The organism is Anaerococcus lactolyticus ATCC 51172 (genome assembly GCF_000156575.1).
Taxonomy (GTDB): Bacteria; Bacillota; Clostridia; order Tissierellales; family Peptoniphilaceae; genus Anaerococcus; species Anaerococcus lactolyticus.
Window position 1 is genome coordinate 40,683 of the sequence record NZ_GG666056.1, and the last position, 21,798, is coordinate 62,480.

General features: G+C 34.9%; 19 protein-coding genes. 18 read left to right on the forward strand and 1 reads right to left on the reverse strand.

What is annotated here, in order from left to right; genetic code table 11:
- Positions 1-45: 45 nt before the first annotated feature.
- The 13 genes from plsX to rpe all read left to right on the forward strand — a co-directional run bounded on the left by plsX (position 46) and on the right by rpe (position 14,508).
- On the forward strand, positions 46-1,023 hold the full coding sequence (gene plsX / locus HMPREF0072_RS09720; RefSeq protein ID WP_004830022.1) for a phosphate acyltransferase PlsX: 978 nt from the start codon (positions 46-48) through the stop codon (positions 1,021-1,023).
- Entirely contained in the window at positions 1,016-1,240 is a 225-nt protein-coding gene (locus HMPREF0072_RS09725) for an acyl carrier protein (protein WP_004830023.1), read from the forward strand. The genes plsX and HMPREF0072_RS09725 overlap by 8 nt, the downstream gene beginning before the upstream one ends.
- Entirely contained in the window at positions 1,240-1,953 is a 714-nt protein-coding gene (rnc, locus tag HMPREF0072_RS09730) for a ribonuclease III (RefSeq protein WP_004830026.1), read from the forward strand. Before HMPREF0072_RS09725 ends, rnc begins: the two co-directional genes overlap by 1 nt.
- Positions 1,946-3,016, forward strand: coding sequence for an elongator complex protein 3 (locus HMPREF0072_RS09735; RefSeq protein ID WP_004830028.1), 1,071 nt, complete (start codon positions 1,946-1,948; stop codon positions 3,014-3,016). Before rnc ends, HMPREF0072_RS09735 begins: the two co-directional genes overlap by 8 nt.
- A 52-nt stretch (positions 3,017-3,068) precedes the next feature.
- Positions 3,069-6,524 (forward strand): chromosome segregation protein SMC, encoded by a 3,456-nt coding sequence (smc, locus tag HMPREF0072_RS09740; RefSeq protein ID WP_248601180.1) that lies wholly within the window; start codon positions 3,069-3,071, stop codon positions 6,522-6,524.
- 85 nt (positions 6,525-6,609) lie between these two features.
- The gene (gene def / locus HMPREF0072_RS09745; RefSeq protein ID WP_004830030.1) at positions 6,610-7,095 is read left to right on the forward strand and encodes a peptide deformylase; all 486 of its coding nucleotides are present in this window, start codon (positions 6,610-6,612) and stop codon (positions 7,093-7,095) included.
- Entirely contained in the window at positions 7,088-8,023 is a 936-nt protein-coding gene (gene fmt, locus HMPREF0072_RS09750; RefSeq protein ID WP_004830032.1) for a methionyl-tRNA formyltransferase, read from the forward strand. The genes def and fmt overlap by 8 nt, the downstream gene beginning before the upstream one ends.
- Positions 8,016-9,302 (forward strand): 16S rRNA (cytosine(967)-C(5))-methyltransferase RsmB, encoded by a 1,287-nt coding sequence (gene rsmB, locus HMPREF0072_RS09755; protein WP_004830033.1) that lies wholly within the window; start codon positions 8,016-8,018, stop codon positions 9,300-9,302. Before fmt ends, rsmB begins: the two co-directional genes overlap by 8 nt.
- The gene (gene rlmN, locus HMPREF0072_RS09760; protein WP_004830034.1) at positions 9,295-10,317 is read left to right on the forward strand and encodes a dual-specificity RNA methyltransferase RlmN; all 1,023 of its coding nucleotides are present in this window, start codon (positions 9,295-9,297) and stop codon (positions 10,315-10,317) included. Before rsmB ends, rlmN begins: the two co-directional genes overlap by 8 nt.
- Positions 10,318-10,319: 2 nt before the next feature.
- Positions 10,320-11,045: a Stp1/IreP family PP2C-type Ser/Thr phosphatase gene (locus HMPREF0072_RS09765; RefSeq protein WP_004830036.1), complete on the forward strand. Its 726-nt coding sequence runs from the start codon at positions 10,320-10,322 to the stop codon at positions 11,043-11,045.
- A 9-nt stretch (positions 11,046-11,054) separates the two neighbouring features.
- Entirely contained in the window at positions 11,055-12,986 is a 1,932-nt protein-coding gene (pknB, locus tag HMPREF0072_RS09770) for a Stk1 family PASTA domain-containing Ser/Thr kinase (protein WP_004830043.1), read from the forward strand.
- The gene (rsgA, locus tag HMPREF0072_RS09775) at positions 12,986-13,855 is read left to right on the forward strand and encodes a ribosome small subunit-dependent GTPase A (protein ID WP_004830046.1); all 870 of its coding nucleotides are present in this window, start codon (positions 12,986-12,988) and stop codon (positions 13,853-13,855) included. Before pknB ends, rsgA begins: the two co-directional genes overlap by 1 nt.
- On the forward strand, positions 13,849-14,508 hold the full coding sequence (gene rpe / locus HMPREF0072_RS09780) for a ribulose-phosphate 3-epimerase (RefSeq protein WP_004830047.1): 660 nt from the start codon (positions 13,849-13,851) through the stop codon (positions 14,506-14,508). Before rsgA ends, rpe begins: the two co-directional genes overlap by 7 nt.
- Before the next feature lie 114 nt (positions 14,509-14,622).
- Here the strand turns inward: rpe and rpmB are convergent, their stop codons facing one another.
- Positions 14,623-14,811, reverse strand: coding sequence for a 50S ribosomal protein L28 (rpmB, locus tag HMPREF0072_RS09785; RefSeq protein ID WP_004830049.1), 189 nt, complete (start codon positions 14,809-14,811; stop codon positions 14,623-14,625).
- A gap of 137 nt (positions 14,812-14,948) precedes the next feature.
- Here rpmB and murB point away from each other — a divergent pair, with 137 nt between their 5' ends.
- The 5 genes from murB to HMPREF0072_RS09810 are packed head-to-tail and all read left to right on the forward strand — an operon-like array spanning position 14,949 to position 21,797.
- Complete coding sequence (murB, locus tag HMPREF0072_RS09790; protein ID WP_004830051.1) at positions 14,949-15,851, forward strand: UDP-N-acetylmuramate dehydrogenase; 903 nt, start codon at positions 14,949-14,951, stop codon at positions 15,849-15,851.
- A complete protein-coding gene (gene rapZ, locus HMPREF0072_RS09795; protein ID WP_004830053.1) occupies positions 15,852-16,700 on the forward strand; it encodes an RNase adapter RapZ in 849 nt (282 codons plus the stop codon).
- Between the two features lies 1 nt (position 16,701).
- On the forward strand, positions 16,702-17,418 hold the full coding sequence (locus HMPREF0072_RS09800; protein WP_004830055.1) for a tyrosine-protein phosphatase: 717 nt from the start codon (positions 16,702-16,704) through the stop codon (positions 17,416-17,418).
- Position 17,419: 1 nt separating this feature from the next.
- Entirely contained in the window at positions 17,420-18,322 is a 903-nt protein-coding gene (gene whiA, locus HMPREF0072_RS09805) for a DNA-binding protein WhiA (RefSeq protein ID WP_004830057.1), read from the forward strand.
- Between the two features lie 28 nt (positions 18,323-18,350).
- Positions 18,351-21,797 carry a DNA polymerase III subunit alpha gene (locus tag HMPREF0072_RS09810; RefSeq protein WP_004830061.1) on the forward strand — a complete coding sequence of 1,149 codons (3,447 nt, stop codon included), beginning with the start codon at positions 18,351-18,353 and terminating at the stop codon, positions 21,795-21,797.
- Position 21,798 lies beyond the last annotated feature (1 nt).

Here is a 21,798-nt window from a genome sequence, read left to right on the forward strand (position 1 = left end):
ATTTAACTTCTTGCAGTATAATATATTAAATTAGAAGAGGGATTTATGAAAATATTAATAGATACATTTGGTGCAGATGAGGGAAGCAAAGTTCTTGTTGATGGCGCAATTCTTGCCTTAAAACAAAAAGACTTCATCCCAGTGTTTGTAGGAAATGAAAGCGAATTAGAAAAACTAATAGATGGAAAAATCAAAGACTATGAAATAATCCACACTGATGAATATATTTCAAACGACGAGGACCCAGTAAGGGCAATTAGACGCAAGAAAAATTCATCCCTAGTCTTGGCCTATAACAAGCTAAATGAAGAAGGTTATGATGGACTCCTATCAGCAGGATCAACTGGTGGCCTTCTTGCTGGTGGGATATTTATTTCCAAAAGAATTGACGGCATAGATAGACCATCCCTAGCAGCGCCCCTTCCAAGTATCGGTGCTTACACAATGCTAATGGATACAGGAGCAAATATGGATTGTAAACCAGCCTACCTTGCAGAATTTGCTATCATGGGTAAGGTATTTTTGGAAAATGTTATCCATATAAAAAATCCTAGCATAGGTCTTTTAAATGTTGGGGTAGAAAGTCATAAGGGAAATAAACTCACTAAAGAGGCTTATGAGCTTTTAAGTAACTCAAAACTTAATTTTGTAGGTAATGTTGAAGCGAGAGACCTCTTTACAGGCAAGGTTAATGTCATAGTTGCCGATGGTTTTGCAGGCAATATTGCTATTAAGTCTGCAGAGGGAGTTATAAGTCTATTTAAGGCACAAATGAAGGAAGTTTTTTATAAGTCTCTTAAGAATAAGCTTGCTGCCCTAGCTATAAAGGATGACCTGGCCAAACAAATGGGTAAATTTAGCTCTCAAAACATTGGTGGAGTCCCACTACTAGGGGTAAAGTCCTATGTATATAAGGCACATGGAAATTCAAACGCCATAGCAATTTCAAACGCCATCCTAGGACTTATTGAATATATTAATATGGATGTTATAAACAAAATACAAGGAGAATTGAATGATTAGAGAACAATTATTAAAACTTGCAGAAGAAAATCTTGATATTGATACTTCAAATCTAGATTTTGAAAGTAAAATCAGCGATATGGATATTGATTCTATTGACCTAGTTGATTTTATCATGGTTATCGAAGAAGAATTTGATATAGAATTTACTGATGAAGAGCTAGACGAAATCGAAACTCTTTCAGATATAGTAAGTTTAATAGAAAGTAAAAATTAATGTCTTTGTCAAAAGATAGACTTGAAAAAATCGAAGAATTTGAAAAAAGCATAGGCTACACCTTCAATGACAAGACATTGATAGATGTAGCCTTTACTCATTCTTCCTTTACCAATGAAGCAAGGATTAAGACAAAATCAAATGAAAGACTTGAATTTTTGGGAGATACCATTCTTGATATGGTAGTAAGCGAATATCTTTTCAAAAATTACAAGGAAAAACCAGAAGGCTGGCTAACAAGAACCAGGTCTAGGATTGTTTGTACGGATTCCTTTGCCAAGGCTTGCGAGAAGTTTGACCTAACAAAGTATTTAAGATTTGGTATGGGCGAAAAAAAACAAGGTGGCAAGCTCAAAAAACACGTAAAGGCTGACACTTTCGAGGCATTTTGTGCTGCAATATATTTGGATTCATCCTACCAAAGACTTTTTGAATTTTTAAAGTCAAACTATAGCGAAGAAGTTTTGCAAATCATTAATGACGATTCTTTATTTTTAGATTACAAAACAAGGCTTCAGGAATATTACAATGCCCATAGCAAAAAGAACCTTTCTTATGAATTAATCAAGGAAGTTGGCCCAGAACATGACAAAACTTTTACCATGGAAGTAAGGCTTGGCAATAGAGCCCTTGCCCAAGGCGAAGGAAAAAACAAAAAAACTGCAGAACAGATGGCTGCTAAGGCTGCCTATGAGATAATCAAAAATGACTAGGCAAATCATACCAATTTTTATTCCGTTTTTGGGTTGCCCTCATGACTGTGCCTTTTGTAACCAAGTAAAAATTACAAATTACAAAGATATGGCAGATGAAAATTCAATAATAAAACAAATTGAAGACTATTTGACATATTTTAAGGATAAAAAAACAGCCAAAGAAATCGCATTTTATGGTGGATCTTTCACAGGCCTACCCTATGAAACAATGGTTTCTTATCTAAAGATAGCGGGTATTTATAAAAAGAAGGGGATTATTGATAGAATCAGACTTTCAACAAGGCCTGATTATATAAATAATTTCATTCTGGATACTTTAAAGGCTTATGAAGTGGATACAATTGAACTTGGCATCCAGTCCTTTGATGATGAGGTCTTAGCAGCAAATGAGAGGGGCCACTCTGCTCTTGATTCAAAAAGAGCAAGTAAACTTATCAAAGACTATGGCTTTAAATTGGGCCATCAAATTATGCCGGGCTTGTATAAGGATAAGATGGAGAAAATTATAAAAACTGCCCTCGAGTCTGCCAAAATCAAACCTGACATCGCAAGGATTTATCCAACTCTTGTTATTAAGGATACTAAGCTAGAAAAATTTTATAAGGACGGACTCTATCAACCCTTAAGTCTTGAAGAAGCTGTTGAGATATCTGCAGAAATCCTAATGATTTTTGCTTATAAAGACATAAATGTCATAAGAATAGGCCTTCAGCCTACAGAAAATATCAATGAAGGTAGGGATGTGGTTGCAGGTCCTTTCCATGCTGCCATGAGACAGCTCGTGGAGTCTTATATTTATAGGCTTTATCTTGAGGAAGTAATCAAAAAAGAAAACGTAAGTGGGGATGCCCTTATCCATGCTAAAGCCAAGGATATTTCTCTTATAGCAGGTAATAAAAAATCTAACAAAAAATATTTTTATGATAAGGCTAGGATAAAAATTGCCTTTGTAGGTGATGAAGATTTTTATCTTGAAAGCGATAATAGAAAAATAACTTTAGACTTAAAGGGTTTTATAAAGGCCTATGTTAAAAAAAAGTACGGTGGTGATTTAAATTAGACTAGAAAGTATAGAGTTAAAGGGTTTTAAATCCTTTGCAGAAAAGACAAAAATAAAATTTGATAGCCAGATAACTGCTGTTGTTGGGCCTAATGGATCAGGTAAGTCTAATATTTCTGATGCCGTAAGATGGGTTCTCGGCGAGCAATCAATAAAGAGCTTGCGTGGTGCCAATATGAAGGATGTTATCTTTACTGGTGCCAAGAGCGCGATGAATATAGCTGAAGTTAGCCTTAATTTTTCTAACGAAGATAAGAAACTTGATATTCCTTACGATAAGGTAGCTATTACCCGTAGGATTTATAGGTCTGGCGAAAATGAATACAAGATTAATGATAAAAGAGTTAGGCTTAAGGATGTTAGGGAATTATTTTTAGATACAGGAGTTGGCAAGGAAGGCTATTCAATAATTGGCCAGGGTAGGATTGATGAGATAATCCTATCTTCTCCTAAGGATAGGAGGGCGATTTTTGAAGAAGCTTCTGGTATATCCAAGCACAAGTATAGGCGTGATGAGGCAGGAAAAAAGCTAGAATCTGTAAACAATGACCTTGACCTAATTGAAAAGGAATTAGAATATAAGGAAAAAGACTACAAGCTCTTAAAAACCTACAAAGAAAATTATCTAAAGCATAAGGACTTAACTAATGAAATAAATAGGAAGGCTTTTTTCTACCTTAAAAATAAGTCCTATGATTTAATTAAAAAAAGAGATAATCTAAAGATTGAGCTTGGGGACCTAGACGAAAAAATTACTAGCTTGGAGTCCCAAAACACAGTAATAAAAGAAAAGCTCAGTCCTTTTAGAAAAGACTACGACTTAGATAAGCAAAGACTAGAAAAATTACTTGCTAGCCTTTCTTCCTACGAAAAAAATATAGAAAAAGCTATTTCAAGTTTGAAATTAAATGATCAAAAGCTAGACTATGACCAAAAAGATAGGGAAAGGATTAGTGAAATCCTTGAAAATCTTGAAAGTAATTTTATAAAAGCTGGAAATGATTTAGAAGAAAAGCAAAATAACCTCCTTAGCTTAGGACAAACAATTTCTGAAATTGAAAAAGAATTAGCAGTTAAAAAAGAGGCGAGGATAAGGCTTGAAGAAGAGATCAAGATTTTAAATGAAGAAATATCTCAGCAAGAAAATGCTTATGAGGCAATAAAAACTCAAATTTTAGACTACCAAGTCTTTGAAAAGTCCAAGGCTATTATTGATGAAAAAAGGAAAAAAGATCTAGAAGAGAAAAGATTAAAAATAGCAAGGCTTGATGCAGAAATAAAAGAATTAAATACTGAGTTTGAAAAGTCAAAGGCAAGCGAAGAGGCCTTATCTAGTGAGATTTTAGAAGAAGAGGACAATATAAGAAAGCTTGCTGGTGCTATAAATTTAGATACTGAAGAAATCAACAAGTTGGCAGCGAGTCTTAATAATTTAAAACTTGACCTTAAGTCCTTGCTTTCAGATTATAAAATTGAAAAAAATCTCTTGGAAAATAACCAGGGCTATTTTTATCCAGTCCAAGATTTCCTAAAAAAAACTAAGATAAATGGGCTTGCTGGGTTTTATTTAGACACCCTAGCCAACTTGATTTCGGTAAAGACTGGATATGAGGAAATAATCGATAACCTAATCGGAGCTGGTCTACAAAACATAGTCACAAGGAGCAAGGAAGACACTAGGGAATTAATAAATTTTGTCAATAGGGAAAAACTTGGCAGGTTAACATTCCTACCGATTGATTCTATAAATTCAGCTGTGAAGGAAAAACCAAGTGAGCCGGAAGTTATAGCCATGGCCTATGAACTTGTATCTTATGATGAGAAGCTTAAGGGTATTGTTGGTCACTTCCTAGGATCAACTGTAGTTGTTAAGGATATAGATGCAGCCATTTCCCTATCAAAAAAAATAAAGGGTTATAGGATTATAAGCTTAAACCTTGATATTATTAATACTTGGGGGTCTATGGTTGCAGGAACCAATAAAAATAAACGCTCTACAACCAACCTCCTTAATAGGAAGAAAAAATTAGTTGACCTTGAAAATTCAATTAAAAACCTAAATCAAAAACAAGGTTCTCTTGAAGTAAAAATTTCAGAAGTAAATCTTGACTTAGAAAAAAAGAAAGCTTCACTCATAGCTTTGAGAGATACTTACGAAAAAAAATCAGAAGTCAAGAAAGACCTTGTTAATAGTCTGGAAAGACTTAAGTTAAAAATTGAATCCCTAAGCCAGCAGAGAATTGATTTAAATGGTGGTGATGTCGACTATGAAGATAGGGAAAGTAGTGTTGATATTGATAAGCTAAAGGCAGAAGAAGAGGAACTTATAAAAATTCTAGGCCAAAAAAATAAAGACTTAGATGAAAAAACCGAAGCCTTTAATCTTTTGAAAGAAGAGCTAATCACCCTTACAAATAAAATGGAAATATCCTTGAGAGATAAGAGCCTCGAGGAAAATAGCTTGGCTAATATCAAAAATTCTTTGGAAGATATAAGGTCTAATAAAAAAATCCAAGAAAAACTTTTGGCAAATCTTGAAAACGACCTTGACCTATCCAAGCAAAAGGCAGAAGAGCTAAATAAATCAATAGCCTTGTACCAAGAAGAAACTCAAAATTTAAGGTTGGTTATTGATGAACTTAAGGAAAGTCTTAAAAAAAGAGAAGGCGAAAATATAAAACTCATTGAGGAAAATCAGAAGTTTGAAGATGAACTTAAAAATCTTGACATCGAGAGGGTAAAACTATCTTATAAACTTGATAACGCCAACGAAACTTATAAAAATCTCGAAGATGAAGTAGGGCCATATATAACTATGAGCCTTGACGATTTAAAAGAAAAATTTAAGGAAGAAGAAAAAATAAGTCCTACAAAATCTGACTTGATTAATATCCAGAAAAAGATAAATGAAGTTGGATTTTTCACAGAAACAGCTGTTGAAGACTTTGATACAGTAGATAAGGAAGTCAATTTTATAAAAGAACAAGTTTCTGATCTTAAAAATTCAAAAGCAGATATAGAAAAGATGATAGTAAGGCTTGAAAAAGAAATGAAGGATGAGTTTTCTAGAAATTTTGCTGTAATTAATAAGAATTTCACCAAAATTTTCAAAATTCTCTTTATGGGTGGGGACGCAAGGCTAATCCTTGATAGCGAAGACTTCCTCACTGCAGGTGTTGAAATCGAAGCAAAGCCACCAAGCAAGTCCTTAAAGTCAATCTCACTTTTATCCGGTGGGGAAAAGGCCCTTACAGCTGTGGCTCTTCTCTTTGCGATTTTTGAGCAAAACCCTGCACCATTTTCAATCTTAGATGAGATAGATGCTGCCCTTGATGAAGCAAACATCAAAAGATATATAGAATACCTAAAGGGGCTATCTGATAATACCCAATTTATCATGATTACTCACAGGCAAACTACTATGCAACTAGCAGAAAAAATTCATGGTGTAACTATAGACGACGAAGGTATGTCGAAACTATATTCCATTGGCTTTGTTGAGAATTGAATAAAAGCCTAAAACTAGTAAAATATTTACAAAAGATAAATTAAATTGCAGAAAAATTCTCGGCATCTTGCCCAAAGGAGGAAGTATGGCAATTAGAAATATAAGAATAGATGGAGATCCGATTTTAAGAAAGATTTCCAGACCAGTAGAAGATGTTACAGACAGGATTAGAATCCTTTTAGATGATATGGCAGAGACTATGTATGCCGCTGATGGTGTTGGTCTTGCTGCCCCACAAGTAGGAAACCTTAGAAGGGTTATAGTTGTAGACCCTAGAGATGGGGAAGATAGCCTAGTTAAGCTTGTAAATCCAGAAATTTTAGAAATGGACGGAGAGCAAATAGGTGTCGAAGGTTGTTTATCTATACCTGACTTTAATGCGACAGTCAAAAGGCCTGAGCATGTTAAGGTCAAATATTTGGATGAAAATGGGGAAGAAAAAATCTGGGATGCCCATGGTTTTCCAGCAGTCATTTTGTGCCATGAAATAGACCACCTCAACGGTATTTTATTTAAGGATAAGTATATCGAAGAGTACAAACCAGAAGAAATGGTAGAAAACAATGATTAATATATGTTTTATGGGTAATCCAAAGTTTGCTTTGCAGACTTTGGATATTCTTTATAGAGATGAAAATATAAATTTAAAGTTAGTTGTATCAGGCAAAGACAAGAAAAGGTCAAGAAATAAATTTAGCCCAACCCCTGTAAAAAAATATGCAGAAGATAATGGGATTAGGGTAGAAACTCCAGATTCTGTAAACACTGAGGAATTTCTAGACCTTCTTAAAGACTTAGAAATCGACTATATAGTTGTAGTAGCCTTTGGTCAACTCATCAAGAAGATCATCCTAGATGGGTTCAAGGATAGGATAATAAACTTACATCCATCCCTACTTCCACTCTACAGGGGAGCAAGTCCTATGCAATTTACCCTCCTAAATGGGGATAAAAAAACAGCTGCAACTGTTATGTTAATAGAAAAAGGTATGGACTCTGGCGACATCTTAATTCAAAGAGAAATGGATGTTGACCCAAGCGATGATTATTTTGACCTAGAAGACAAACTTGGAAAAATCGGAGCTGAAGCCATTAGAGATGCCATTTTAAATTTTGACGAAGTTTATGAAAATAGGCTAGATCAGGATGACGAAAAGGCAACTTACTGTACAAAAATCGACAAAGAAATGGGAAAAATTGATTGGAATAAATCAAGCAGGGAAATTCTAGATCAGATAAGAGCCCTAGTAGGTTTTCCTGTAGCATATTTTGATTATAAGGGCGAAAATGTTAAGGTTCACAAGGCAAGTCTAGCTGATAAAAAAGGCCAAGCTGGAGAAATATTAGCGGCCAACAAAAAGGATAAACTTATCATTGGGACATCTGATGGCTCAATAAGGATTGAAAAGATCCAATTTCCAGGCAAAAAAGCTATGGACACCACATCCTTCCTTTTGGGAAATGATGTAGAAGTAGGATTTGTTTTAGAAAATGAATGATCTTGCTATAATTTTTAATATCCTAAGAAGAGTTATCTATGAAGATGAAAAGTCTTCTGACATGATAAATTCTTATGCAGCAAAGGCAAGCAACCTATCTTTGATAACCAAAACAGTCTATGGAGTTTTGGAAAATAAAATTTATATTGACTACATGATTAGGAAGTTATCTGATGTTAGGCTTAAAAAAATTCACAAACACGTTCTTTTGATTCTTGAAATAGGAATCTATAATATCCATTTTTTGGAAACCAAGGACTATGCCACAGTTGACAAATTAGTCGACCTTACTAAGGAAAAAAATAAGAGGTCAACAGGTTTTGTAAATGCAATCCTAAGGAGTTTTATCAGAGATGAAAAGGAGATAGCAAAAATTTACGAAACTGATGACATAAAGAGCCTTTCAATTAGGTACTCCTTTCCAGAAGAAATTACCAAATATATCTATGATTTTTATGGAATGGATTATACCAAGGCATATCTGAGGGATGCAGGTAGGATAAGAGATTTAGCTATTAGGGTAAATACACTAAAGATAAGTAGAGAAGACTTAAAAAAATTACTTATTAAGGCCGGATTTGAAATAGAAGACGGAAAGATTTCCCCAAATAGTTTGCTAGTAAAAAATCCAGCTGGCCTTGCAAGCTGTGAGGCTTTTAAGGATGGACTTTTTACCATCCAACAAGAAGCTTCTATGAAGGTTGTTGAGGTTTTAAATCCTAAGGAAAATTCTAAAATCTTAGACCTTTGTGCCGCACCAGGGACAAAGACAACTTACCTGGCAGAATTTACCAAAAATACAGGCAAAATAATTGCCAATGATATTTCTAAAGCAAAAAATAAGCTGATTTTAGAAAACATCCAAAGACTTGCTCTTGAAAATATAAGTCTTACAAACTATGATGCATCAACATTTGTCAGTGCTTTCGAAAATGAATTTGACTTTTGTTTGGTCGATGCACCTTGTTCTGGGCTCGGAGTAGTGGGAAGAAAACCAGAAATACGATATAATAGAAATAAGGAAACGATTGTAAGGCTTGCAGACCTTCAAAAAGATATTCTAGTAAATGCTATAAAGTACGTAAAAAAAGGTGGATATCTTGTGTATTCTACTTGCACCCTTGGTCCTTTGGAAAATAGAAATAATTTTAAATTTTTAATGGATAACAAGGATTTGGAATTAATTCAAATTGATGGCCAAGATTTTATAGAATACAAGAGTTTTGAAGCCAACACTGATGGGTTTTTCATCAGTAAATTTAGGAAAATAAATGATTAATATAAACGATAAGACAATTTATGAAATTGAAAACTTATTTAAGGAAAGGTCCTACCAAAAATTTAGGGCCAAACAAGTTTTTAGGGCTATCCATGTCAATAGGCTAAATGATTTTGATGAAATGACAGACCTACCACTTAAGATGCGAGAAGACCTAAAGGCTGATTTTAAGTTTGAGAGGATAAAAGTTCTTAAGACTTTTGAATCAAAAATAGATTCAACCAAGAAATATCTTTTGGAGCTTCCAGATAAAAATATAGTTGAAGCTGTATATATGGATTATAAGGATAGGTCCACAATTTGCATTTCAAGCCAGGTTGGGTGTAGGATGGGCTGTAGTTTTTGTGCATCAACCAAAAATGGACTCGTAAGAAATATGACTGCTTCAGAATTGATTGAGGAAGTATATCTCCTAGAAAGGCTCAATGGCCCGATTTCAAATATCGTTATTATGGGTATCGGCGAGCCACTAGATAATTTTGATCATATAAAAAAATTTATCGAAATAATAACAGACCCCAGTGGTAGAAATTTATCTCACAGGTCTATAACCCTTTCAACATCAGGTCTATCGCCAAGGATTAAAGACTTGGCAGATACAGGTCTTGACGTTAATTTGGCCTTGAGTCTTCACTATGCAGACGATAAAAAAAGAGCTGTCTATATGCCGGTTGCCAAAAAATATTCGATTAAGGATTTAATCGATGCTACAGACTATTATTTTGACAAGACTGGGCGTAGGGTTTCTTTTGAATATGTTGTGATAGATGGGGTTAATAACCTTACTGAAGATGTGGAAAACCTCCGCGACCTGCTTTTTGGTAAAAATGTCCACATAAATCTGATTCCTCTTAATCCAATAGAGGAATTTAATCATAAAAAACCAGGAGCGAGAGTTCTTGAAGACTTTAAGCAAAGACTTATAAAAAGAGGACTAAATGCAACCATCAGAAGGTCCATGGGAATAGATATAGATGCCTCATGTGGCCAATTAAGAAATAATTATGCGAGGTAAGCATGAAATTTAGTACGATTACAAATATAGGCAAGATTAGGAATGAAAATGAAGATTCATTTTCTAATATCAGCCTAGGAGACTTGGATTTTTTCATTGTAGCTGATGGCATGGGCGGGCACAGCAAGGGCGAACTTGCTAGTAAGCTTGCTGCCAAGCTTTTTATAAAATATATAAAAGAAGCTGACATTGCTAGCTACAATTCTTATATAAAACTTTTGGAAGAAGCAATATTCTATGCCAACGAAGAAATATATAAATTATCGCTAGAGGATGGAAATATTAGGATGGGTACAACTGTAGTCTGCCTTTGCATAGACTACAAAAATAAAACCTACTACCTAAGCCACCTTGGAGACTCTAGAGCATATATTTATAGAAACGAGACCTTAAGTCAACTTACTAGGGACCACTCCTTAGTGAATGATTTGTTGGATAGTGGGTCTCTTACAGAAGATGAGGCAGCAAATTTTATTAATAAGTCTGCCATAACTAGGGCTGTAGGCACTGAAGAAAAAGTTGTTGCTGATAGTAAATCCCTTCCAATGGAAGATGGTGACATTATACTAATGGTGACTGATGGGCTTACAAATGAACTGACAGATGAAAAGATAAGACAGATAGTAAAAGCTAATAAGGATCCATACCAGATCTCATCTAAGCTTATAGAAGAAGCTATAGACCATGGTGGTAGGGATAATATTACTGTTACAACAATCTTACTATAAGAGGCTATTATGGATAAAATAATATTAGATGGTAGATATGAAATTATAAAAGAAATAGGCGTAGGAGGCATGGCCAAGGTTTACAAGGCCAAAGATAAACTTCTTGGTAGGTTTGTTGCCATAAAAATTTTAAAAGAGCAATACGCAGAAGACGAAGAATTTTCAAAGAAATTTAATAATGAGGCCCAATCGGCCGCAAGACTTTCCCATATCAATATTGTAAATGTTTATGATATAGGTAAGGATATGCTAAATGGCAAGCTCATTCAATACATTGTAATGGAATATGTGGAGGGTGAGACTCTCAAAGATTTAATTAATCGAGAAAAGGTTCTTGAAAATCATGATATTATTGATTATTCAACTCAAATTGCCCAAGCCCTCAAGAGCGCCCATGATTCAGGTATTGTCCATAGGGATATCAAGCCACAAAATATTTTAATCGACAAGTATGGTTTGTGTAAGGTGACAGACTTTGGTATAGCGAGAGTTTCTTCAAATGCTACTATTACCTATACCAGTTCGATTTTAGGGACAGTTCATTATATTTCTCCTGAGCAAGCCAAGGGCAAGATTGTAGATTTGAAATCTGACCTTTATTCTTTGGGAGCTGTCATGTATGAAATGGCTACTGGTAGGGTGCCTTTTGATGCGGATAATTCTGTGGGAATTGCAGTTATGCATATCCAAGATGATCCAATCCCACCTAGGGAAATAAATCCAAATCTTTCCAGACACTTAAATTACATAATTATGAAACTCCTAAAGAAGGACCCAACAGAGAGATTTCAAAATGCAAGTGAGTTAATAGAAGCTCTTGATGATGAATCTCTTGTTAAGGGCGAGGATAGTTATGAAGATACAGCAAGGATTCCTATTGTGGTTCCAAAAAAGGAAACTTATCCTGATCCGATTGAGGAAGAAAGAGAAGCTGTTTATGTGTCAACTGGAGAAGAAAAGAGCAAGAAAAAGAAAAAGAGAAATCCTATTAAGATTTGGCCTCTAGCTCTTCTTGCCTTTATTCTAGTGGTAGCTGTATATTTCTTTAGTTCAAGAATGAATAAGGAAGATCTAGAAGTACCAACAGTAGTAAATCTTACAGAAGAACAGGCAGTTAACCAACTCGAAAAACGTGGTTTTAGGGCAAATATTTCAAGGTATGCAGAAAGTGATGAATACGAAAAGGGCAAGGTCATGAGCCAAGACCCAGAGGCATCTATAAGGGCTAAGAAGGGCACTATAGTCAACCTTGTAATCTCATCAGGTAGGGAAATAAAAGTACCTGAGCTTAAAAATATGAACCTAAGTCAGGCCGAGGAAACCTTAAAAGACCTAGGACTTAAAGTCGGAACAACATCTACTGACTATTCAAATACAGTTGATAAAGATTTAGTTATTAGGCAAGAACCAGTAGCTGGCTCAACTGTACAATCTGGAACTGAAGTAAATCTTGTAATATCTGTTGGCAAGGAAGATACAACAGAAAATATCAAGGTAGGCAACTACATTGGCATGGCTGAGCAAGATGCAATTGCAGCTGCAAGAAAAAACCATCTTAGAGTTAGAAATGTTGATTACCAACATTCATCAAATATTCAAAAGGGTTTGGTAATGAGCCAGTCCATAGGTGCTGAGACAGAAGTAGCAGAAAATTCTGCAATTGATTTTGTAATAAGTCTTGGCGAAGAAGAAAAAGCCAAGAGTCCAAATAGGGAAGTTGAAATTAGACTTAATGTCGCTAGCAACAAGGACAATTTCAATGTCAAAATTTATAAGGTAGACAGCAATGGCAATAGGGGCGATCTTTTATATAATGATTACCACACATCAAGTGATTTGAATTCTAATGGAGTCCTAGTCCTTAAGTTTATGGCAATGTCACAGACAAGTGTGGAAGTCCTAGTTGATGATGAATCCTACGGAGTATATCAAGTTAACTAATGATTGGAAAAATAATTAAAAGTCAAAAAGAATTATATTATGTAGACACCAATGATATGGTTTATAAGGCCAAGGCAAGGGGAAACTTTAGGGTTAAAGATAAAAAACCCTTGGTAGGAGACAATGTAGAAATAGAAATATTGGAAGATGACAAGGCCTACATCACAAAGCTACTTGCCCGTAAAAATGAAATCAAAAGACCTAATATAGCAAATATTGACCAGCTTTTGGTTTTTATAACGATAAATGATCCACCCCTCAACCTCTACAACCTTGACAAGTACTTGGCTATGTGTGAGTATTTAAACATTTCTGTAACTATAATGCTTACAAAAATAGACCTTGCACCTTGCGAGAAGGTTGAAGAAATTTCTGGAATCTATAAAAATATCGGTTATGAAGTGATATTAATTGATAATTACAAGGATTTTCCTCAAGAAAAAATTAGGGAAATCCTAAAGGGGAAGACTTCTGCAGTATCAGGTGCATCGGGTGTGGGCAAATCTACTTTCTTGTCAAACTTAATTGATGCAGAAATTGAAATTGGCGACATTAGCCAGAAATCAAAAAGAGGCAAGAATACCACTCGACACACAGAAATTTTTAAACTTGCTAAGGATACTTTTATTTTTGATACCCCAGGCTTCGATTCCTTTGACCTAGACTTTTTAGAAGATGAAAATGATCTTAAAAACAACTTTGTCGAATTAAGGGATAGGGATTGCAAGTTTAAGGATTGCAACCACATCAATGAACCATCTTGCAGGGTTAAGGAAGATTTAGAAAAAGGAAAAATTTCTGCTTCACGCTATAAAAATTATATCCAGTTATTTGAAGAATTAAAACAAAGGAGACTTAACAAATGGTAAGACTATCACCATCGATACTATCAGCAAATTTTGCAAATCTTCAAGGAGATTTAGACCAAACCAAGGGGTGTGGTCTTAAAATGATTCACATTGATGTCATGGATGGGATATTTGTGCCAAATATTTCCTTTGCTTTTAAGGTCATTTCTGATATTAGGGATAAGAATGATTATTTCTTTGATACCCACCTAATGATTGAAGAGCCTATTAGGTATATAGACGAATTTAAAAAGGCAGGATCTGACAGAATAACAGTTCATTACGAGGCTTGTAAAGATTTAAAAGCAACCCTAAAAGCTATAAGAGATGCTGGTATGGAAGTGGGTCTTACAGCTAAACCAGAAACAGATCCCAAATTACTTTTAAAATATTTTGACCAAATCGATTTGATTTTGGTAATGAGTGTAAGACCTGGTTTTGGCGGACAAAAGTTTATGGAAGAAACCAAGGCGACCATGGATCTCTACAGAAAATATATTGACGAAAATAATTTGAAGGTAAAAATGCAAGTCGATGGGGGCATCAAAACTACAAATGTCAGAGAAGTTTTGGACCTCGGAGTTGATGAGGTTGTATCAGGCTCAGATATTTTTGCCAAGGATATAAAATCTCAAATTTTAACCTACCACGAGATTTTTAAAGAATACGAATAAAATAAAAAGCTGGTTTATGATATTATCATTTACCAGCTATTTTTGTGAGCAAATTAAAAAACTGACCTTTTGGCCAGTTTAAAAATTTTTAATTTAGTACTAAACTAAAAAAGCTTATGCTTTTTCTACTTTTCCACTTTTAATACATTTTGTACAAGCGTTAATAGTTTTTGGAGTGCCATCAACAATAGCTTTAATCTTGTGCACGTTTGCTTTAAAAGTTCTGTTGATTTGTCTATGTGAGAATGTTACAGTCTTTCCACTAGCTGTACCTTTGCCACATATATCGCATGCTCTTGACATAATTACACCTCCTTCTTATTCATCTTTATTATTCTACCAAAGTTTTATGAAAATTACAAATTTTTGGCCAATATTTTTAAGAGAGATTCTGTGTCATAATGGTATAGTATATAAGAAAAAAGATAAAAGGGGAAACTATGGATTACAAATCTCTTTATAATAATAAAAAATTTACTAATATAGACTTTGATAAAGACCTTAATACTTATACTACTTTTGGCATAGGGGGCCCTGCAGATGTCTTGGCTAAACCTACCAGCGTAGAAGAATTGGAAGAGCTTTTAAAATTTAATCACGAAAATAATATAAAAACTTTTGTTATGGGCAAGGGTTCAAATCTCTTGGTATCTGATAAGGGCATCAGGGGTTGCGTAATTGTTCTTGCTGATAATTTTGACGATGTAAAAATCGAAGGAAATTATCTGACTGCGCTTTCTGGCACTTCTTTAAATAAGGCGAGCCTTGCAGCTATAGATGAGGGACTTGCTGGTATGGAAGAAATATCTGGCATACCAGGTTCAGTTGGGGGTGCTGTATCGATGAATGCCGGTGCTTATGGTGGAGAAATCAAGGATATTGCTGTAGAAATTAAGGCTTTTGATTTTGAAGGAAAGCTTCACACTTTTAAAAATGAAGAGATGAGTTTTTCTTACAGACATTCAAGGATTTTTGATGATAATTTAATTGTTGTTAGTGCTAAGTTTAAACTGGAAAAAGGCGATAAGCATATAATTACCGAAAAATATTTGGACTATACAAATAGACGCCAAACCAAGCAACCTCTTGATAAAAAATCTGCTGGTTCTACTTTCAAAAGGCCAGAGGGATCCTATGCATCAAAATTAATTGATGAGTGTGGTTTGAGAGGATTTAGAGAAGGTGATTGCCAGGTTAGCGAAAAGCATTGTGGGTTCATTATCAATAGGGATAAGGCGACTTGCAAACAGATGCTTGATTTTATTAACCATGTATCAAGTATCGTCAAGGAAGAAACTGGGTTCGTCTTAGAACGAGAGGTAAAATTAGTCGGAGACTTATAGATGAAATTAAAGATAATTACAGGCCTTTCTGGCTCAGGTAAAACAACAGCCCTAAGGGCCTATGAAGATTTAGGCTATTATGCAATGGATAACGCGCCAGCATATTTGGTGGAAAAATTCATAGAGCTTAATAAATACCAAGAAAAACCAATAGAAAAGATGGCTGTCGTTATAGATTTTAGGTCATTTTCCTTAGATAATGATATTTTTAAATCTATAAAAAGCCTCAAAGAAGCCAATAAGGATACAGAAATTATCTTTATTTACTGTAACGATGAAATCATTCAAAAAAGATACAATGAATTGAGAAGACCTCATCCTCTTGGAGAGTATGGAAATGTATCGGACGGGCTTGAGAAAGAAAAGAACTTGTTAAAGCCTCTTAGGGATATATCTGACAAGCTAATAGATACAACTAACTATAAAATTGCAGAGCTAAGGCAAGTGATAGAATCCAGTGGGGATAAGAAAAATAATATTATTATAAATCTTATATCCTTTGGTTATAAGTATGGGGTGAGTGCTGATTTTGACTTTGTTTTTGATGTTCGATTTATACCAAATCCATTTTATGTAGAAGAACTTAAAAAGTTAAATGGCACTAACAAAAAACTTGCTAATTACCTAGACCAATTTGATATTATTAAGGACTTTGAAGATAGGGTTTATGGCCTCATAAATTCCCTCCTTCCTTCCTATGAAAAAGAGGGGAAGAATATTATTACCATTGCCTTTGGATGCACTGGTGGCCAACATAGGTCGGTCTATATGGTAGAGAAGATGTATGAAAAGATGAAAGATGATGATTATATACTAATTAAGAGACATAGAGAAAAGGATAAGTGGTAAGATGAGATATTTAAAAAGATTAGACATTGATAATATAAAAAATGCTAGGGATTTAGGAGGTGTACCAACTCTCGATCATAGGTCGACAAAATGGCATGAATTTTTTAGGACAGCAAGCCTTGATGATATAAATGACGCTGATATGGAGCAATTAAAAAAATTAAATGTCTCAACAATAATTGATTTAAGAAGGATAAATGAAATAGATTTTGAATCTGAAAGTCATAAAAAAATTAAGGAAAATTTTGACTACCACCACATTTCCCTTGCTCCAGACAGGGAATTTAGGAAGGAAGAAATTGAAAAGATTATTTCGGGGAAAATCTCTGTTGGCCAATCTTATAGAAATTTAATAGACCATTATGTGGCTGTTAAGGAAATTGTAGAAGTGCTCGCAAGGGCAGAGGGCTCAGTTCTTTATCATTGCCAGGAAGGTAAAGATAGGACTGGTATAGTTTCTATGATAATAATGGGCCTTGCTGATGTGGCGAGAGGTGATATTATTGCTGATTATGAAATATCTTCTGCCCATCTTGGCTATATAGAAAGGTACGATGAGGATGAACCTTTTTCGGTTTTCAGAATCACAGACCCATATTATATGAAGGAAGCTTATGACTATGTTATAAGGAAATACGGTAGCTTTGAAGCATATCTACTCTATGCCAAGTGTGAGCAAAAAGATATATATATGTTGAGGAGCAGGATAAGGGAGTAGTATGAGTTTTTCCCAAAGATGCAAGAAGGAGCTATTGCGAAAAGATCCCTTAGATTTAGAAGGCGAATTAATTTCCCTAGTTCATTTTATTGGGTCAATAAGGATTTCTGCATCTGGTTTTAATGTGATTTTTAAAACAGATGCCAACCAAGAAGCTAGATATATCTACAAACTAATTGCTGACTTATATGGTTATTCTCCGACCTTTGAGATTCAGGATAACCCGGATAAGAAAACAAAGAGAGATTATGTTGTAATAATTGAAGATGCAGATGTATCTGATAAGTTAATCGCTCTTATGAACGAAGGTTTCATAGAAAATTACAAAAATATTGAAGATGTGAAGCTTGAAACTATAAAGGGATTTTTGAAGATTGCCTTTATCTTTAGGGGCTCGGTAAATGATCCTCAAAGGGGCTACAATTTAGAGATTGTAGGCAAGAACAAAAATGAAGCTGGGCTTATTAAAGATTCAATGGATACCTTTAATTTGAATGCCAAGCTAAGTCAAAGGCTAGATAATAATATTATTTACCTAAAGGATTCTGATAAGATTTCTGATTTCTTGGCTGTTATAGGCGCCATGCAATCTCTTTTTGAACTAGAGAATGTAAGGGCAATGAAATCAATTAGAAATGATATAAACAGGATAAATAATTTTGATAATGCCAACATCGACAGGACTGTTAAGGCTTCTATTGTCCAAGTTGACGCTATAAATAAGGTTATAGAAAAGAATGCATTTGATGAATTTGACGAACTTAGTCAAAAAATCGCTAAGCTAAGGCTAGATAATCCCTACTTATCCCTTGATGAACTTGGAGAAAAACTAAATCCACCGCTTACAAAAGCCAAGGTAAACTATAGACTGCAAAAGTTTATCAAGCTAGCAAAAGATTTGTGAGAGCAAGTCTCTTTTTAAAGGAGCACCTATGACTACAAAATTTACCCACCTCCACCTCCATACGGAATATTCTCTGCTTGATGGTTTTACAAGAATAGATGAACTTCTAGATAGGTGTAAAGAACTCGGCATGGATTCTGTTGCGATCACAGACCATGGTCAGATGTATGGGGTCATAGAATTTTATAAACAAGCACAAAAACGTGGTATAAAGCCAATTATTGGTTGCGAGGTTTATGTATCTGAAAGAGATCATAAGATAAAGGATCCAACCAATAGGAGGTACTACCACCTAATTTTGCTTGCAGAAAATAATACCGGCTATAAGAACCTTGTGAAAATTGTTTCAGAAGCTTATGTCAATGGTTTTTATTACAAACCAAGGGTGTCATTTGACTTTATAAAAAATCATACAGAAGGTCTTATTGCCCTTTCTGCCTGCTTAAATGGAGAGGTCAATCAAAGAATTTTGGAAGGTGACATGGGCGGTGCAGAAGAAACTGCTCTAAAGTATGAAAAAGCTTTTGGTAAGGGTTCGTTTTTTTTAGAAGTCCAAGACCACGGTATGGCTGAGCAAAAAAAAGTAAACCAAGGTATAAAATACCTCCACAAAAAACTCGGTATAGAAATGGTTGCTACTAACGATGTTCACTATATCAACAAGGAAGATTCTTACTATCAAGATGTGCTATTGTGCATCCAAACAGGCGCCCTAATCAAGGATGAAAATAGGATGAGGATGCCAACTAGGGAATTTTACCTAAAAGACGCTGATACTATGGCGACAATCTTCAAAGATTATGAAAGAGCAATCGAAAATACTAGAAAAATTGCAGACCGTTGCCAAGTTGAAATTAAATTTCACCAACCACATTTGCCATACTACACCAAAGTTCCAGAAGGCCTTACAAATCTAGATTATTTGAAATTATTAGTAAATGATGGCCTAGCTCAAAAATATGATCAAGTTACAGACGAGATTGTAAAGAGGGCAAAGATGGAAATCGACGTTATAAACTCAATGGGTTATGTTGATTATTTCCTAATTGTGTGGGACTTTGTAAATTATGCAAGAAAAAATGACATAGCAGTTGGACCTGGTAGGGGTTCTGCAGCAGGTTCTCTTGTTTCATACGCCCTTGATATAACTCAGATTGACCCCTTGAAATACAATTTGATTTTTGAGAGGTTCTTAAATCCTGAGAGGGTATCAATGCCTGATATAGATATAGATTTTGACTATGTATTAAGGGATAAGGTAGTTGAATATGTAAATGACCTTTATGGCAGGGACCACGTTTCGCAGATTGTAACTTTTGGTAGGATGCAGGCTAGAAATGCCATCAGGGATGTTGGCAGGGTTTTGGATATAGCCTATGGCAAGGTCGATACTATTGCCAAGCAAATTCCAGCAACAATTGGTATGACCATTGATAAGGCCTTAGTAGAATCTGATGCCTTTAGGGCCTCTTACGAAAAAGATGCTGAGGGAAAAAGACTAATTGACACAGCTAAAAAACTCGAGGCTCTTCCTCGCCATACATCTATCCACGCTGCAGGTGTAGTTATTTCTAAAGACCCACTTACAGATATTATTCCACTCGCTCTGTCAAACGACCAAGTTGTAAGCCAGTTTGATATGACAGAGATTGAAGAGTTGGGACTTTTAAAGATGGACTTTTTAGGCCTAAGAAATCTCACAGTTATCAAAGATACCATAAAAGACATTAAGAAAAACTACGGCGTAGACCTTGATATAAGAAAAATCGATGTAAATGATGTAAATGTCATCAAACAATTTAATCAGGCTAAAACTATAGGACTTTTTCAGTTTGAATCAGCAGGAATGAGGGCCTTTCTTAAAAATTTAAAGCCAACAGTTTTCGATGACCTAATTGCAGCGAATTCTTTATTTAGACCTGGGCCAATGGACGAAATACCCAAATATATCCACAACAAAAACAACCCAGATGACGTCACTTTCCTAGATGAAAAATTAAAACCAATCCTAGGTGTAACCTATGGTATAATTGTCTACCAGGAACAGGTAATGCAGATAGTTCAACAATTGGCTGGTTATTCACTGGGTGAAGCTGACAACCTAAGGCGTGCCATGTCTAAGAAAAAGATGGCAGTCATGGAAGAAAATAGGGATGTTTTTATAAATGGTAAGGTCGGTGAGGATGGGAAAGTCATAATACCAGGAGCGGTGAGAAATGGTGTTGATAGACAGGTGGCAAATACTATTTACGATGAAATGATTTCCTTTGCTAAATACGCCTTTAATAAATCTCACTCTGCGGCCTATTCGCTTGTGGCAGTTCAAACGGCATATCTTAAGCACTATTACCCTGAAGAATATATGGCAAACTTGATTTCATCTGTCATGGATCAGTCGGGCAAGCTTTATTCTTATGTATCTGAGACAAAAAGGCTTGGAATAGAAGTTCTTGCACCAGATATAAATAAGTCTTACGGGTCTTTTAAGGTGGCAGACAAAAAAATTATCTTTGGCCTATCGGGGATAAAAAATGTTGGACTAAATCTTATAGACTCTATCGTTAAAGCAAGAGATGAAGGCGGAGCTTTTACTAATTTTAAAAATTTCCTTGAGAGAGTTGAAGATTACGACCCAAGGGCCCTTAATAAAAAGGGAATAGAATCTCTAATTAAGGCGGGAGCCTTTGATAGTCTGGGCTATACCAGGTCGTCACTCATGGCGATTTTTGAAAAGGCGATAAATACTGTCCACGATAATAATAAAATTAATGTTACAGGTCAGATTAATCTTTTGGATATGGCTAGTGCTAAAGAAGATACGGACATAGATATGCCAAATATTGATGAGTATCCAAAAAAGGTTAAGTTAAAATTAGAAAAAGAGGTTCTTGGTTTTTATATTTCTGAACATCCCTTGTCAGAAAGAAGCCTAGCTCTTTCAAACATTGTTAATTTTACAACAAATTATAGGGAAGAACTTGGTGAAAATAGGCTGGCTAGTCTTGACGGCAAATTTGTTACTATGGCTGGTATTATCAATAACAAAAAAGAACTTACTACAAAAAAACGAGATTTAATGGCCTTTGCATCGCTTGAAGATATGTATGGAAACATTGAAATGGTGATATTTCCCAAGACTTATAGCGAGTATAGAAAATTAATTGATGATGATAACGTTGTGATTGTCAAAGGAAGATTGCAAACTGACGAAAGTGACGTAAAATTATTAGCGTCAGAATTTATTGACCTAGACAATGCAAATCTTAAAACTTTGTATCTAAAAATAAAATATAGAGAGTATAATAATATCAAATGCTTGCTTATGGAAAATTTAGGCAAGAACCCAGTAAAAATATATTTTGAGGATAAGAAAAAGTTAGTGGGTCTTGATTCAAGATTGTGGTTTAATATTAATGACCAAACTATAAAGCTGCTTGAAGATAGGCTCGGAAAAGAAAATGTTAAGGTAAAATAAG

Bases quoted from the DNA above. Each gene is read 5' to 3' on its own strand.
- HMPREF0072_RS09765 (WP_004830036.1), top strand. From the start codon at position 10,320: ATGAAATTTAGTACGATTACAAATATAGGCAAGATTAGGAATGAAAAT.
- def (WP_004830030.1), top strand. From the start codon at position 6,610: ATGGCAATTAGAAATATAAGAATAGATGGAGATCCGATTTTAAGAAAG.
- HMPREF0072_RS09725 (WP_004830023.1), top strand. From the start codon at position 1,016: ATGATTAGAGAACAATTATTAAAACTTGCAGAAGAAAATCTTGATATT.
- HMPREF0072_RS09810 (WP_004830061.1), top strand. From the start codon at position 18,351: ATGACTACAAAATTTACCCACCTCCACCTCCATACGGAATATTCTCTG.
- fmt (WP_004830032.1), top strand. From the start codon at position 7,088: ATGATTAATATATGTTTTATGGGTAATCCAAAGTTTGCTTTGCAGACT.
- murB (WP_004830051.1), top strand. From the start codon at position 14,949: ATGGATTACAAATCTCTTTATAATAATAAAAAATTTACTAATATAGAC.
- plsX (WP_004830022.1), top strand. From the start codon at position 46: ATGAAAATATTAATAGATACATTTGGTGCAGATGAGGGAAGCAAAGTT.
- rnc (WP_004830026.1), top strand. From the start codon at position 1,240: ATGTCTTTGTCAAAAGATAGACTTGAAAAAATCGAAGAATTTGAAAAA.
- rapZ (WP_004830053.1), top strand. From the start codon at position 15,852: ATGAAATTAAAGATAATTACAGGCCTTTCTGGCTCAGGTAAAACAACA.
- rlmN (WP_004830034.1), top strand. From the start codon at position 9,295: ATGATTAATATAAACGATAAGACAATTTATGAAATTGAAAACTTATTT.
- HMPREF0072_RS09735 (WP_004830028.1), top strand. From the start codon at position 1,946: ATGACTAGGCAAATCATACCAATTTTTATTCCGTTTTTGGGTTGCCCT.
- rpmB (WP_004830049.1), bottom strand. From the start codon at position 14,811: ATGTCAAGAGCATGCGATATATGTGGCAAAGGTACAGCTAGTGGAAAG.
- HMPREF0072_RS09800 (WP_004830055.1), top strand. From the start codon at position 16,702: ATGAGATATTTAAAAAGATTAGACATTGATAATATAAAAAATGCTAGG.
- rpe (WP_004830047.1), top strand. From the start codon at position 13,849: ATGGTAAGACTATCACCATCGATACTATCAGCAAATTTTGCAAATCTT.
- pknB (WP_004830043.1), top strand. From the start codon at position 11,055: ATGGATAAAATAATATTAGATGGTAGATATGAAATTATAAAAGAAATA.
- rsmB (WP_004830033.1), top strand. From the start codon at position 8,016: ATGAATGATCTTGCTATAATTTTTAATATCCTAAGAAGAGTTATCTAT.
- rsgA (WP_004830046.1), top strand. From the start codon at position 12,986: ATGATTGGAAAAATAATTAAAAGTCAAAAAGAATTATATTATGTAGAC.
- whiA (WP_004830057.1), top strand. From the start codon at position 17,420: ATGAGTTTTTCCCAAAGATGCAAGAAGGAGCTATTGCGAAAAGATCCC.